This is a genomic window from Cupriavidus sp. 94F1 (genome assembly GCF_057798875.1).
Map to the genome: position 1 here is coordinate 445931 of NZ_JBYOJT010000005.1, position 12632 is coordinate 458562.

Consider the following 12632-nt stretch of genomic DNA (forward strand, 5'->3'; position numbering starts at 1 on the left):
CGATTCAGCGGCCCACGGCATAACCCTGCATGCCGCGCGCATTGGCGCCCGCGCGCAGCACCAGGCGACCCTTGCCGTCGCGCTCGCGCGTGCACGCCGACATGCGGCCTTCGGACCAGTCTTCCCCTACGCGAACTTCGTGCCCGCGGGCGCGCAGGGCTTCGATGGTGGTGGCCGGGAAGCGCGACTCGACGGTGATGCGGTTCAGCGTGGTCTGGCGCGGCCAGAACGATTGCGGGAAATGGTCGATATGCCAGGCCGGCGCGTCGATCGCTTCCTGCAGGTTCATGCCGTGCACCGCATGGCGCATGAAGAAGGCCAGCGACCATTGGTCCTGCTGGTCGCCGCCGGGCGTGCCGAAGACCATATACGGTTCCCCATCGCGCAGGCACAGCGACGGCGACAACGTGGTGCATGGGCGCTTGCCCGGTGCCAGCGTATTGGGCAGGCCCGGCTCCAGCCACGTCATCTGCAGGCGCGTGTTCAGCGCAAAGCCCAGCGCCGGAATGGTGGGGCTCGACGACAGCCAGCCGCCCGACGGCGTAGCCGCCACCATGTTGCCGTGGCGGTCAATCACGTCGATATGGCAGGTATCGCCGACGAACACTTCGCGCTCGGCCCATTCGCTGACCGGCGGCAGCGCCGCGAACGTGGGCTCGCCGATGCCGAAGCGCGTATCTGCCGCGGCTAGCGTGCGGTCGGCCACGGTCAGGTCCGGCATACGCGGCGCGCGGCCCTTGAGCGCGCCCGGCTGCATCGTCAGCGACGCGCGGTCGCCGATCAGCGCGGCCCGCGCGGCCAGGTAATGCGGATTGAGCAGCGCACAGAGCGGACTGTCCTCGAACAACGGATCGCCGTACCAGGCCGTGCGGTCGGCCATCGCCAGCTTGGCGGCCTCGGCAATGGTGTGGACAAATTCGGGCGAGGTCGGCGCGTGGGCATCCAGATTGGCGTGGCGCAGCATGCCAAGCTGCTGCAGGAACATCGGGCCCTGGCTCCAGATATCGCACTTGGCCACCGCATAGCGGCCGAAGTCGAGCGAGACCGGCGCTTCCACGGTGGGCTTCCAGCCGGCCAGGTCGTCGTAGCGCAGCAGGCCGGTGTGCTTCTCGCCGGTGGTGTCGCGCACGGGGGTGGTGCGGCAGTATGCGTCGATGGCCTCGGCCACGAAGCCGCGATACCAGCAGTGCATCGCCGCGTCGATCTGGCCTTCGCGGCTGTCGCTCCGGCTCACGGCCGTCTCGACGATGCGTGTGTAGGTATCGGCCAGCACGGGCAGCGTATGTAGTGCGCCGGGACGCGGCACGCGGCCATCGGGCAGCCAGGTATCGGCCGAACTGTGCCATTCGTCACGGAACAGCTGCTGCACGGCCAGGATGGCCTGCGAGATGCGCGGCACCAGCGGGAAGCCGTTGCGTGCGTAACCGATGGCCGGCGCCAGCACGTCGGCCAGCGACCACGTGCCATGGTCGCGCAGCATGGTCAGCCACGCGCCGAACGCGCCGGGCACCGTGGCGGGCATCAGGCCGATACCGGGCATCAGTTCCATGCCCTGCTTGCGCAGCGCCTCCGGGTCGGCCAGCGCCGGGGCCGGGCCCTGGCCGCAGACCGAGCGCACCGCGCGGTCCTTTTCGCTCCAGAACAGGATCGGCACCTCGCCGCCGGGGCCGTTCAGGTGCGGTTCCACCACCTGCAGCACGAAGCCCGCCGCCACGGCTGCATCGAACGCATTGCCGCCGCGCTCCAGCACGCCCATGGCCGTCTGGGTGGCCAGCCAGTGGGTGGAAGCAGCGACGCCGAACGTGCCGACGATCTCGGGGCGTGTCGTGAACATGGGCAAATGACTCCTGTTTGATGCATTTGATTTGTGGTTCGAGTATAGGCAGCCGAAATAACTGCCAACGTCGAATAACTTATCGTTGCATTACCATTCGGTTATACCCATTCGCCGCCTTCTCGCCCCGCCATGCCGATTGCCACCGACAAGTTGCTGCATCAGATCGTGTCGCGCCTGCGTCTGCGCCATTTGCCGCTGCTGCTGGCGCTGGAGCGGCAGCGATCCGTGTCGCGCGTGGCGGCCGAGATGAACCTGTCCCAGCCGGCCGTGACCAAGGCCCTGCGCGAGATCGAGGACATCTTCATGACGCCGCTGTTCACGCGCACGCGCAACGGCCTGGAGCCCACCGCCACCGGCGCTGCCGTGCTGAGCCACGCGCGCATGACGCTGGCCGATGCCGAGGCGCTGGGCCGGCAACTGGCGGTGATCGAGGCCGGCCGGCGTGGCCGGCTGCGGCTGGGCGTGATCCCCTACACGGCCCGCGCGGTGCTGGACGCCGCGCTGGCGTACGGGCTCAACCAGCAGCCACGCCTCTCGGTGGTCGTGCGCGAGGGCACCACCGACGAACTGGTCGGCGCGCTGCGCCAGCACGAACTGGACTGCGCGATTGCGCGCTCGTTCTACCTGGCGGGGGAAGACATCGTGCAGGAGCCGCTGTACCGGGAAGAGCCAGTGCTCGTGGTACCTTCGCGGGCCAGGGCGCGGCTGTCGCGCGGCGACCTCGACTGGAAGCGGCTGGCCGAACTCGACTGGATTCTGCCGCCGCCGCATACGCCGGTACGCCGTACGATCAATACGATGTTCGCGGTGGCCGGCGTGGCGCCGCCGCTGCCGATCGTCGAAACCTACTCGATCAAGCCGATGGCCACGCTGCTGCGCAGCCAGCCCGACGCCATCACCATCGTGCCGCGTGCCGTGGCCGCCGAACTGATCGAACTGGGCGACGCGGCGACGCTGCCGTTTTCCCTGAGTTGGGATTTGCCGCCTGTGGGCGTGATGTGGCGGCGGGAGTCAGAGGAGAACGATCTGGTGAAGCCGCTGGTGGCGGCGTTGAAGGCGGCGGTGGGGTAGTGGGATTTGGGGGCGGTGGATGGGGATGGGCTTGCCCTCTCCCCCAACCCCTCTCCCATTTCATGGGAGAGGGGAGAACACCACGAGGCCTTCAAAGGCTTGCGTTTTGCTCCCCTCTCACGCCGGCGGGAGAGGGGCCGGGGGAGAGGGCATCGAGGTTCAGCTTGCCGGCATATGGCAATTTGAACCGCCAGCACCTTCCATCAACCAAGACAAACAATCCAATGAAGACCGTTGTGCTCTACGTCCTGACCGCCCTGGCCGAAATCCTCGGCTGCTACCTGCCCTACCTTTGGCTGCGCCAGAACGCCAGCCCCTGGGTGCTGCTGCCCGGCGCGGCTTCGCTGGCGGTCTTTGCCTGGCTGCTGACCTTGCACCCCGACGCCTCGGGCCGGGTCTATGCCGCCTACGGCGGTATCTATATAGCAGTGGCCATCGTCTGGCTCTGGCTGGTGGACGGCGTGCGGCCCAGCATCTGGGATATGACAGGTGTCACAATCGCCGTCGCCGGCATGGCGGTAATCGTGTTTCAGCCGCGCTGAACTCAGATTAAGGGCGAATTAAGCGCCACTTTTTCTGACAAAATCCGTCACTTTATGCATCTTGAGCCACACCCTACCAGAGTGGGGTGACAGGATTTGGCAGACACATCTGGTTACAGGTGACAAGAAATCTCACATTTCAACGATTTCTAGCCGAAATGTGACCTGGCACACCTGTTGCTCTATAGGACCCCGACAGCAGCTGCTGTTCTCAACTAATTCAAAGGGGTCAATTCCATGAAAAAAGCACGGATGGGAATCCACCAACGGGTCCAGAAGGGTTTCACGCTGATCGAACTGATGATCGTGGTCGCGATCATCGGTATCCTGGCTGCGATTGCGATTCCGCAATATCAATCGTATGTCGCGAAGTCGCAGATCAATCGCGTGATCGGTGAAACGTCGGCGCTGCGCACGGCTGTCGAAACCTGCCTGAATGAAGGTCGCACGACTGTTGTGACGTCGGCAAACCCGGGCGCGACGGAGTGCAATCCTGGCCGCACCGTATCGACCTTGCTAACTAACGCTGGCGGCATTCCTGTCGTCGTGCTGACGACTGACCCGATGACCATCTCGGCCACATTGGGCAATACGGCATCGGCTGCAGTCTCTGGCGCCGTCATTACGTGGAACCGTGTGGCAAACACCGGCAGCTGGAGCTGCAGCATGACCGCTGGCACGTCGTCGAGCTGGAGCGCAAATTACGCTCCGGCAAGCTGCCCGATCGTTGCTCCGGCAGGTGGTTAAGTAGAAATAGGCCACATCTGAAAAAGCCCCGGACTTTCCCCGGGGCTTTTTTCATTTCTGGCCGGCGATGAAGTCACCCCGCCTCCCCCCGCATCCCAATCTCCCCGATCAGCTTCCCATACCGCGCGTTGTCCGCTGCCACCATCCGCGTGAACTGGGCCGGTGAATCGCTCTTCCGAAGTTCCCCCGCATTGGCCTTCATCGTCGCGTCTAGCTTTCCGCTCCCCTGCAGCGCCGCCACCGCATCGAATAGCCGTTTCGCCATGGGCGCCGGCAGGCCGGCCGGGGCGAACAGGCCGCTCCAGTTATCGAGTACGAAGCCCGGCGGCAGCGAATCGGCCAGCGTCGGCACGTTCGGGAAGTAGCTGGTCCGCGCGGCCGATGACACCGCCAGCGCGCGGATCTGGCCGTTGCGCAGGAACGGCGCCGCCGTGGACATCACCGGCATGCCGAACTGCGTCTGGCCGCTCAGCATCGACGTCAATATCTCGCTGGCGCCCTTGTACGGGATATGCACGGCCTCGACATGGTGCTGGTGCAGCAGCGATTCCACGGCCAGATGCGAGACGCTGCCCTTGCCGCCCGAGCCGTAGTTCAGCGCGCCGGGCTTCTGCTTCATCGCGTCGATCAGCTCGCGCGCCGTCCTGAAGGGCGACGACGCCGGCACCGCCAGCACCACCGGGCCGCCCGACAGCGCCGAGATCGCCGTGAAGTCGCGGGCGGCGTCGTAGGGCTGGTCCTTGTACAGATGGACGTTGATCACGTGCTGGTTGGCCAGGATACCCAGCGTGTAGCCATCGGGCTCGGCGCGCTTCAGCGCCCGGGCGCCGATGATGCCGCCGGCCCCGCCGATGTTCTCCACCACCAGCGGCTGCCCCAGCACCGGCGACAGTTCCGCCGAGATGGTGCGGGCGATGGAATCGGGCGCGGTGCCCGCGATGAACGGCACGATCAGCCGGATCGGGCGCGACGGATACGGCGCGGCGGCCACGGCCACGCGGCTCATCACGCCCCCCAGTGCGGCGGCACCGGCTGCGGCGCCTGCCGTACCCAGCCATTGACGACGATTCATGTTGTCTCCTGTGTTTTTTGATGTGCGGCCTGTGTGTGGCGCGCAGTCAGGCCCCCGCCGGGTCCAGGATGGCCTTGGCGATGGTGTTGCGCTGGATCTCGCTGGTGCCCGTGAAGATGCGGAACATGCGCAGCTTGCGCCAGGTCTGCTCCACCGGATGCCCGCGCGTGACGCCCAGGTTGCCGTGGATCTGCACGGCCTTGTCGGCCACCTCGAAGCAGCGTTCCGACACGAACAGCTTGCACGCGGCCGCCTTCATGCGCAGGTCGGCACCGGCATCGGCCAGCAGCGCGGTCTGCGCGATCATGCTCTCGCACGCCCACAGCGCCGCCGCCATGTCGGCCAGCATATGCTGGATGGCCTGGAAGCGCGCAATCGGCCCGCCAAACTGGCGGCGCTGGCCCGCGTACGCCACCGATGCCTCGTAGGCGCGCGCGGCCAGCCCCAGCATCGAAGGGCAATGCAGCAGCCGGTTCACGTTGATGCGCGACATGCCCAGCTTGAACCCCCGCCCTTCGCCGCCAAAGATGTTGGCGCGCGGCACGCGCACGTTCTCGAAGCGGATGTCGGCGTCGATATGCTGGCCCGACATCGGCACGTACTCGGTGCTGACGGTCACGCCGGGCAGGTCCAGATCGACCAGCACGGCCGTGATCGACGGCGGCGTGGTGGTGGCATCGGTCACGCACATCACGATGGCGAAGTCCGCAAACGGCGCGCCGCTGATGTAGTGCTTCTCGCCGTTGATGACCAGTTCGTCGCCGTCCACCACCGCGCTGGTGCGGATGCTCTGCGCATCGGAACCCGAATGCGGCTCGGTCAGCGCGAAGCAGGTGGATTTCTGGCCCCGGATCACCGGCTCGAAATAGCGCGCCACCTGATCGGGCGTGGCGTACTTGAGCATATTGCCCACGCGCGGCGGCCCGCCCAGGTCGCCCAGCACGTGCGGCGCCAGCACCGCGCCGCTGGCGGCCAGATCGGCCTTCAGCGCGCACTGTTCCGAGATATTGAGGCCCTTGCCGCCCAGTTCCGCCGGCAGGCAGGCCGCGTACAGCCCCAGTTCGCTGGAGCGGCGCCAGACGTTGCGCAGCACCTCACGCGGCCACGGGTCTTCGGTGCCCAGGCCCAGTTGGCGTTCCAGCGGCAGCAGTTCCTCGTTGATGAACCGCTGCACCGCCGCGCGCGTTTCGATCAGCACGGGATTGGTCAGATGGTCGAACATGTCTTTTCTCCGTGGATCAGTTCACGCGTCGGCTGGCGCCGAGCCAGTACTGCTCACGCACCAGCTTGCGTGCCAGCTTGCCGCTGGCGTTCTTGGGCAGTTCGGCGACGAAGTCCACCGAACGCGGCGACTTGTAGTCGGCAATGCGCGCGCGGCAGTGCCCGATCAACTCCGCGGCGCTGGCCTGCCGGCCGGGCCACAGCGCCACCACGGCCTTGACGCTTTCGCCCCAGGTGTCGTCGGGCACGCTGATCACGCAGGCTTCCATCACGTCGGGATGCTGGTACAGCGTGGCCTCCACCTCGGTCGGATAGACGTTGAAGCCGCCCGAGATGATCATGTCCTTCTTGCGGTCCACCAGGTACAGGTAGCCATCGGCATCCACACGCGCCAGGTCGCCGGTATGCAGCCAGCCGTCGACCAGCACCTCGCGCGTCAGGTCGGGCTCGCCCCAGTAGCCCTGGAATACATCCTCGCCACGGATCACAAGTTCGCCAATTTCATCGCCGCTGACTTCCTCGCCACGCTCGTTGACCACGCGCACTTCGGTTTCGCCCAGCGCGCGGCCGCACGATGCCAGCCGCTCGGGCTTGCTTTCGATCGCCAGCGCATGGTCGGCCGTGGACAGGCGCGTCACGCCCGAGGTCGATTCACTGGCGCCGTAGCCCTGCGACAGCACTGGGCCGATGCGTTCCCAGGCCTCGCGAATGCGTGCCGGCGCCATCGGCGCGGCGCCGTAGGCCAGCGTCTTGAGGCTGCTCAGGTTGGCCGTGGCCAGTGCCGGCTCGGCCAGCAGCATGTTGATCATGGCCGGCACCATAAAGACGTGGGTCAGCTTCAGGCGCGCCACATCGGCCAGGAAGCCGGCGGGCTCGAATTTCTCGAACAGCACCAGCGTGGCGCCCAGGAACAGATAGGGTTGCATCAGCATGCCCGACGCATGCGTGACCGGGCCGATCAGCGCCAGCCGGTCGCCAGGGCGCGCCGGGCGGTCCATGGTCAGGATCATCTTGCGCATCGACGCCAGCCGGTTGCCGTAGCTCTGCATGGCCGCCTTGATCTTGCCCGTCGAACCGGATGAAAAATGCAGCACGGCCAGGTCGTCGGGCCGCGGAACATAGTCGATCGACGAATTCGCGCCACGCTCGATCAGGGATTCGTAGGTGGCATAGGCCCCATCCGCCCCTTCGGCCACTTCGGCGCCCGCGATGGCAATGAAATGCTCGACGCAGCCAAACCCGCGTGTGTCTCGGGTATAGCCGGTATAGCCGGGCCCCGCGATCATCACGCGCGGGGTGCAGTTCTCGACCACGTCCGATGCCTCGTTGGCCGTAAAACGCGGGTTCAGCGCCGCCTTGACCAGCCCTGCCTTATACAGCGCACATTCGATCTCGACGATCTGCGGGCAGTTGCGCGACTGGATCGCCACGCGGTCCCCCTTCCGCAAACCCAGCGCCAGCAGCGCGTTGGCCAGCCGGGTCGAGCGTTCGTCCAGCTGGCGGTACGTCAGCACGCGGTCCCGGTACAGCACGGCGGGGTTGTCGCCCCAGTAGAGCGCCGCACGCCGGAGGAAGTAGGCGAACGTCATCGTGGTCTCCCATTTGAATGTTGTGGTGAGCCAAGTCTGTAAGATGGCGGACATCACCACAATGTCGCGACTGGCATCAAGTCATAAACAATGGGAATGAGGAACACAAGACACGATGGAGACACGTGATCTGGACTATGTGCTGGCGGTGGGCGCGCACGGCGGCATTGGGCGCGCGGCGGAGGCCCTTGGGATGACCCAGCCCGCGCTGACCAAGGCGATCCAGCGAGTCGAGGCGCAACTTGGCGTACCGCTGTTCGAGCGCACCACGCTGGGCATGCGCGTGACGCAAGCCGGCACGGTATTCCTGGAGCGGGCACGGCGCATCCGGCTCGAATACGACGATGCCATCAAGGAGATGCGCGGCATCCAGACCGGCGAACAGGGCCTGCTGCGGCTGGGCTATTCGCCTTCGATGCCCAACGCGCTGGTGCTGGGCGCCTGCCAGCAGTTGCTGCGCGAACGGCCCGTGGCGCGGCTGCGCCTGAGCATGCGCGTGGCGCGCGAGCTGATGGATCAGGTGCAGGCCGGCGAGCTGGACCTGGCCGTGGCCCCGCTGCCGCGCCAGGCCAACCCCGCGCTGGCCACGCGAGAACTGTTTACCGACCGCCTGGCCGTGGTGGCCGACGAAAACCATCCGCTGCAGCGCCGGCGCGACCTGACGCTGGCCGATCTGGTGGGCCAGCACTGGCTGCTGCCGACCGGGCACGTACTGATCCGCCAGCAGATCGACAGCGCCTTTGCCAGCATCGGCCTGCCGGCGCCCACGCTGCGCGTGGAGACCGATTTCGGCAGCGCCACGCTATTCGACCTGGTGCGCGGCACCGAGATGCTGTGCATTGCCGGATCGACGACCAACAGCAGGCGCCTGGGCCTGCGGCCCATTGCCTTGCGTGCCGATGCGCTGGACCTGGGGCGCCGCGTGGGCGTGATCACGCGCGCAGGGGCCTACCTGTCACCGCTGGCGCAGCGGATGATCGACATCCTGGAAGCCCACGTGGCATGACGGCTGGGGCTATGGCTGCCGCTATGGCTGCGGCGGGAACGTGCGCAGGTAGGCCAGCAGGTCGTCCAGCTGGCGCGCGTTGCTCATGCCCCAGAAGCGCATCTTCGTACCGGGCACGACCTTGGCCGGCGATTGCAGGAACGCGCGCAGCGTATCGTCGCCCCAGACCACCGGAGACGCCTTCATCGCATCGGAATAACGGTAGTCGTCAGTCCCGCCGGCCTTGCGGCCGAACACACCGTTCAGCTGCGGCCCGAAGGCCGCCCGGGCCGACGGACCCACGTGGTGGCACGACGCACAGCGCGTGGCGAAGATGTCCTTGCCCTTGTCGATATCGCCGGCGGCATGGGCAGCGGTGACGGCAAACAGGGCGAATGCAAGCGGTGCAGCGTACTTCATGATGCGCAAGGGGGAGACAGCAGGCGGCTTTTCGCACGCTGCCGGGTTGCTCCCCTCTCCCGCGCGCGGGAGAGGGGTTGGGGGAGAGGGCAGGCACTGGCCGCACGAGGGGTATTGCTACACCGGATAACTCGCCACTTCGATCAGGTTGCCGTCGGGATCGCGGCAATACACGGACGTCATCGGCCCCAGCGCGCCGGTGCGCTGCACCGGCCCCACTTCCACGGCCACCTTGTGTGCCAGGAAATGGGCGACCACCTCCTGCGGCGGCATCTTCGTGATGAAGCACAGATCGTCGCTGCCCGACGTCGGGTGAACGCCGGTGAACCACGCCACCGTGTCTTCATCCACCGGGCGCAGGTTGATCTTCTGCTGGCCGAACTTGACCGACACGCGCTTGCCGGTGCGCGACGCGAAGTCTTCGCGCTGCATGCCCAGCACCTGTTCGTACCAGGCCACGCTGGCCTCCACGTCCTTCACATTGAGCACGATATGGTCAAGGCGTTCGATCGCTAGCGTCATGGCGGGGGCGTCCTTTCGTGGTCCCGGAGGTGCCCCCGGGAGCGGCGATTATGTAACAGCATGTGTAGCTGTGCAGTGCAAGGCGTAATGTACACCGGGCCAGCGGAGCGCGGCTTTTATACTGCCGGGCCGGTCAACCACCGCGCCCCAAGTCATGCGCCGAATCTCCTGGCTCATCATGAGCCTTGTCATCGCGGCACTGATTCAAGTGCCCGCAGGTTTCGCGGCCGAACCCGCCTCCGAGGCGGAAGCGCAGCAAATTCCCACGCTGACGCACGCCGAAGCCATCTCCGAACTGAAGCGCCTGCAGTCCGAGCAGGATCGCGTGAAACAGCAGGCGTCCAGTGCGTCCGGCATCATCAAGCTGGGCGACCTCAACGACACGCTGAAGCAGCTTGACGACGATGTCGACAAGCTCACCGCGGCGCTGACGCCGCAGCGCGCCCAGTTGCAGGCACAGGTAGACCTGCTCGGGCCGCCGCCCGAAGCCAGCCCCGACAGCAAGGCCAAGGACGCCGCCAAGGAAGCGCCCGCCGTCATCAGGCAGCGGGCGGAGCTGAACGCGCGCAAGAGCCAGCTCGACGACGAACTGAAGCAGGCCGCCGACAGCAAGGACAACATCGCCCATCTGCGCGACCAGCTGGCCAAGCTGCAGCGCAGCCGCCTGAAGGACCAGCTCGCGCTGCGCTCGGACAGCATCCTGAACCCCGCCTTCTGGACGCCGCTGTTCAAGGTGTCCGAGGAAGACCGCGAGCGCCTGGGCAACTTTACCGACGACATCGGGCCGCGCATCCGGCTGGCCTGGGATGCATCGCAGCGCGGCAAGACCATCATCCTGCTGGCCCTGGCGCTGGCGGTGTGGTCGCTGGGCCGGCGCCTGCTGGAACGCGGGCTGGCGTGGTTCTGCCTGACCCAGCTGCCTGAAACGCGCCTGCGCCGCAGCGCGCTGGCCCTGGCCACGGCGCTGACCACCGTGGCCACCACGGCGCTGGCCGTGCGCATCGTCTATGCAGCCTTCACGGGCGGCGACGAGATATCGCCCGCGCTGCAGGACCTGATGAACGAGATCGCCAAGCTGACCATGACCAGCGCGCTGATCGCCGGCCTGGGGCGCGCGCTGCTCTGCACGCGGCACCCGAGCTGGCGGCTGCCCGCGCTGGCGGACCCGGTGGCGCTGGCGTTGCGGCCGTTTCCCACGGTGCTGGCGGGCCTGCTGCTGCTCGCGGGCACGGTGGAACAACTGAACCGCATGGCCGATACCACGGTGCAGGTCACGCTGCTCGGGCGCGGCCTGGTCTCGCTGGTGGTGGTGCTGACCATCGGGGCGGCGCTGCTGCGCGCCAACCGCGTGCGCAGCGAACTGGTGGCCGCCGGCGAGCGGCCCGAAGAGCGCGCGACGCTGGCCGGACTGATCCACGCGGCCGTCACGCTGATCGTGGCGGTGTCGTTCGGTGCCCTGCTGATCGGCTACATCAGCTTCGCGCGCTTCCTGACCTACGAACTGGTCTGGTTCGACATCGTGCTGTGCAGCCTGTACCTGCTGACCCAGCTCACGCGCGACATCTGCGAGGCGCTGTTCTCGGCCAGCCATCGCAGCGGCCGGATCATCAAGCAGTTGTTCGGGGTGGGCGATTCGCACCTGGAACAGGTGTCGACGGTGTTGTCCGGCATCGGTGCCAGCGTGCTGCTGTTGCTGGCGGTGCTGGCCCTGCTGACGGGCGGCTTCGGCACCACGCCGGTAGACCTGCTCAACAGCCTGCTGATCGTGCTGGGCGGCGAACGGCTGCGCAGCATGAACATCATGCCGGACCGCATCCTCAATGCGGTGATCGCGCTGACCGTGGGCATCTGGCTGCTGCGCTCGGTGCGCCGCTGGCTCGACGCCGAACTGCTGCCCAAGCTCTGCGCCGAGCCGGGCCTGCGCGCATCGCTGATCACGCTGTTCAGCAATGTCGGCTACGTGTTGCTGGTGCTGCTGACGCTGTCGCTGCTGGGCGTGAAATGGGAAAACCTGGCGTGGATCGTCAGCGCGCTGTCAGTGGGTATCGGCTTCGGCCTGCAGGAGATCGTGAAGAACTTCGTGTCGGGCCTGATCCTGCTGACCGAGCGGCCGGTGAAAGTGGGCGACATGGTCAGCCTGGCCGGCGTGGAAGGCGATATCCGCCGCATCAACGTGCGCGCCACGGAGATCCAGCTGGGCGACCGCTCGACGGTGATCGTGCCGAATTCGCAGCTGATCTCGCAGAACGTTCGCAACGTCACGATGAGCAACAGCACGCAGGGCGTGGCCACGCTGCAGCTCACGTTCCCGCTCAACACCGACCCCGAAGCGGTGCGCGACCTGCTGCTGGAGGTCTACCGCGAGAACGACAGCATCCTGGACATTCCCGCGCCGTCGGTCACGTTCAGCCAGCTGGCGTCCAATGGCATCACGCTGAGCGTCACGGGCTATGTGAGCAGTCCGCGCATTGCGGCCGGCACCAAGAGCGACCTGCTGTTCGAGATCCTCAAGCGGCTGCGGGCGGCCAATATCTCGCTGTCCGAACCCCAGACGCTGCGCGTGGAAAACATGGCGGCGGCGCTAGGCACCTGACGGCCGCTACGGGCGCCGCCCCGGCAGGCCTAG

11 protein-coding genes are annotated in these 12632 nt (G+C 66.7%); 5 read left to right on the plus strand and 6 right to left on the minus strand.

All coding sequences use genetic code 11. The features are described 5' to 3' along the window. Positions 1 to 4: 4 nt before the first annotated feature. Positions 5 to 1834: a gamma-glutamyltransferase family protein gene (locus AC3FJ6_RS15635; protein ID WP_488772745.1), complete on the minus strand. Its 1830-nt coding sequence runs from the start codon at positions 1832 to 1834 to the stop codon at positions 5 to 7. Positions 1835 to 1966: 132 nt separating this feature from the next. Here AC3FJ6_RS15635 and AC3FJ6_RS15640 point away from each other — a divergent pair, with 132 nt between their 5' ends. The 3 genes from AC3FJ6_RS15640 to AC3FJ6_RS15650 all read left to right on the plus strand — a co-directional run bounded on the left by AC3FJ6_RS15640 (position 1967) and on the right by AC3FJ6_RS15650 (position 4197). Then, entirely contained in the window at positions 1967 to 2908 is a 942-nt protein-coding gene (locus tag AC3FJ6_RS15640; RefSeq protein WP_488772747.1) for a LysR family transcriptional regulator, read from the plus strand. A gap of 224 nt (positions 2909 to 3132) precedes the next feature. Next, complete coding sequence (locus tag AC3FJ6_RS15645) at positions 3133 to 3450, plus strand: YnfA family protein (RefSeq protein ID WP_488772748.1); 318 nt, start codon at positions 3133 to 3135, stop codon at positions 3448 to 3450. Positions 3451 to 3687: 237 nt separating this feature from the next. Then, positions 3688 to 4197: a pilin gene (locus AC3FJ6_RS15650; protein ID WP_488772749.1), complete on the plus strand. Its 510-nt coding sequence runs from the start codon at positions 3688 to 3690 to the stop codon at positions 4195 to 4197. A 73-nt stretch (positions 4198 to 4270) separates the two neighbouring features. Here AC3FJ6_RS15650 and AC3FJ6_RS15655 read toward each other — a convergent pair whose 3' ends face one another. The 3 genes from AC3FJ6_RS15655 to AC3FJ6_RS15665 are packed head-to-tail and all read right to left on the minus strand — an operon-like array spanning position 4271 to position 8079. Next, positions 4271 to 5269 carry a tripartite tricarboxylate transporter substrate-binding protein gene (locus AC3FJ6_RS15655; protein ID WP_488772750.1) on the minus strand — a complete coding sequence of 333 codons (999 nt, stop codon included), beginning with the start codon at positions 5267 to 5269 and terminating at the stop codon, positions 4271 to 4273. A gap of 46 nt (positions 5270 to 5315) precedes the next feature. Then, the gene (locus AC3FJ6_RS15660; protein WP_488772751.1) at positions 5316 to 6491 is read right to left on the minus strand and encodes an acyl-CoA dehydrogenase family protein; all 1176 of its coding nucleotides are present in this window, start codon (positions 6489 to 6491) and stop codon (positions 5316 to 5318) included. 16 nt (positions 6492 to 6507) lie between these two features. Beyond that, positions 6508 to 8079, minus strand: coding sequence for an AMP-binding protein (locus AC3FJ6_RS15665; protein ID WP_488772752.1), 1572 nt, complete (start codon positions 8077 to 8079; stop codon positions 6508 to 6510). Between the two features lie 115 nt (positions 8080 to 8194). On the opposite strand from AC3FJ6_RS15665, the gene AC3FJ6_RS15670 reads away from it, so the two are divergent. Further along, on the plus strand, positions 8195 to 9085 hold the full coding sequence (locus AC3FJ6_RS15670; protein ID WP_488772753.1) for a LysR family transcriptional regulator: 891 nt from the start codon (positions 8195 to 8197) through the stop codon (positions 9083 to 9085). Between the two features lie 21 nt (positions 9086 to 9106). Here AC3FJ6_RS15670 and AC3FJ6_RS15675 read toward each other — a convergent pair whose 3' ends face one another. After that, positions 9107 to 9484, minus strand: a complete 378-nt coding sequence (locus AC3FJ6_RS15675; protein ID WP_153949257.1) for a c-type cytochrome — start codon at positions 9482 to 9484, stop codon at positions 9107 to 9109. A 117-nt stretch (positions 9485 to 9601) separates the two neighbouring features. Further along, complete coding sequence (locus AC3FJ6_RS15680) at positions 9602 to 10006, minus strand: VOC family protein (protein WP_488772754.1); 405 nt, start codon at positions 10004 to 10006, stop codon at positions 9602 to 9604. A gap of 154 nt (positions 10007 to 10160) precedes the next feature. On the opposite strand from AC3FJ6_RS15680, the gene AC3FJ6_RS15685 reads away from it, so the two are divergent. Continuing rightward, positions 10161 to 12599: a DUF3772 domain-containing protein gene (locus tag AC3FJ6_RS15685; RefSeq protein ID WP_488772755.1), complete on the plus strand. Its 2439-nt coding sequence runs from the start codon at positions 10161 to 10163 to the stop codon at positions 12597 to 12599. Positions 12600 to 12632: the final 33 nt, after the last annotated feature.

What these genes read in the sequence shown, in the direction of transcription:
- AC3FJ6_RS15640 (WP_488772747.1), top strand. Translation starts at nt 1,967, where the DNA reads ATGCCGATTGCCACCGACAAGTTGCTGCATCAGATCGTGTCGCGCCTG.
- AC3FJ6_RS15675 (WP_153949257.1), bottom strand. Translation starts at nt 9,484, where the DNA reads ATGAAGTACGCTGCACCGCTTGCATTCGCCCTGTTTGCCGTCACCGCT.
- AC3FJ6_RS15670 (WP_488772753.1), top strand. Translation starts at nt 8,195, where the DNA reads ATGGAGACACGTGATCTGGACTATGTGCTGGCGGTGGGCGCGCACGGC.
- AC3FJ6_RS15645 (WP_488772748.1), top strand. Translation starts at nt 3,133, where the DNA reads ATGAAGACCGTTGTGCTCTACGTCCTGACCGCCCTGGCCGAAATCCTC.
- AC3FJ6_RS15665 (WP_488772752.1), bottom strand. Translation starts at nt 8,079, where the DNA reads ATGACGTTCGCCTACTTCCTCCGGCGTGCGGCGCTCTACTGGGGCGAC.
- AC3FJ6_RS15650 (WP_488772749.1), top strand. Translation starts at nt 3,688, where the DNA reads ATGAAAAAAGCACGGATGGGAATCCACCAACGGGTCCAGAAGGGTTTC.
- AC3FJ6_RS15655 (WP_488772750.1), bottom strand. Translation starts at nt 5,269, where the DNA reads ATGAATCGTCGTCAATGGCTGGGTACGGCAGGCGCCGCAGCCGGTGCC.
- AC3FJ6_RS15685 (WP_488772755.1), top strand. Translation starts at nt 10,161, where the DNA reads ATGCGCCGAATCTCCTGGCTCATCATGAGCCTTGTCATCGCGGCACTG.
- AC3FJ6_RS15680 (WP_488772754.1), bottom strand. Translation starts at nt 10,006, where the DNA reads ATGACGCTAGCGATCGAACGCCTTGACCATATCGTGCTCAATGTGAAG.
- AC3FJ6_RS15635 (WP_488772745.1), bottom strand. Translation starts at nt 1,834, where the DNA reads ATGTTCACGACACGCCCCGAGATCGTCGGCACGTTCGGCGTCGCTGCT.
- AC3FJ6_RS15660 (WP_488772751.1), bottom strand. Translation starts at nt 6,491, where the DNA reads ATGTTCGACCATCTGACCAATCCCGTGCTGATCGAAACGCGCGCGGCG.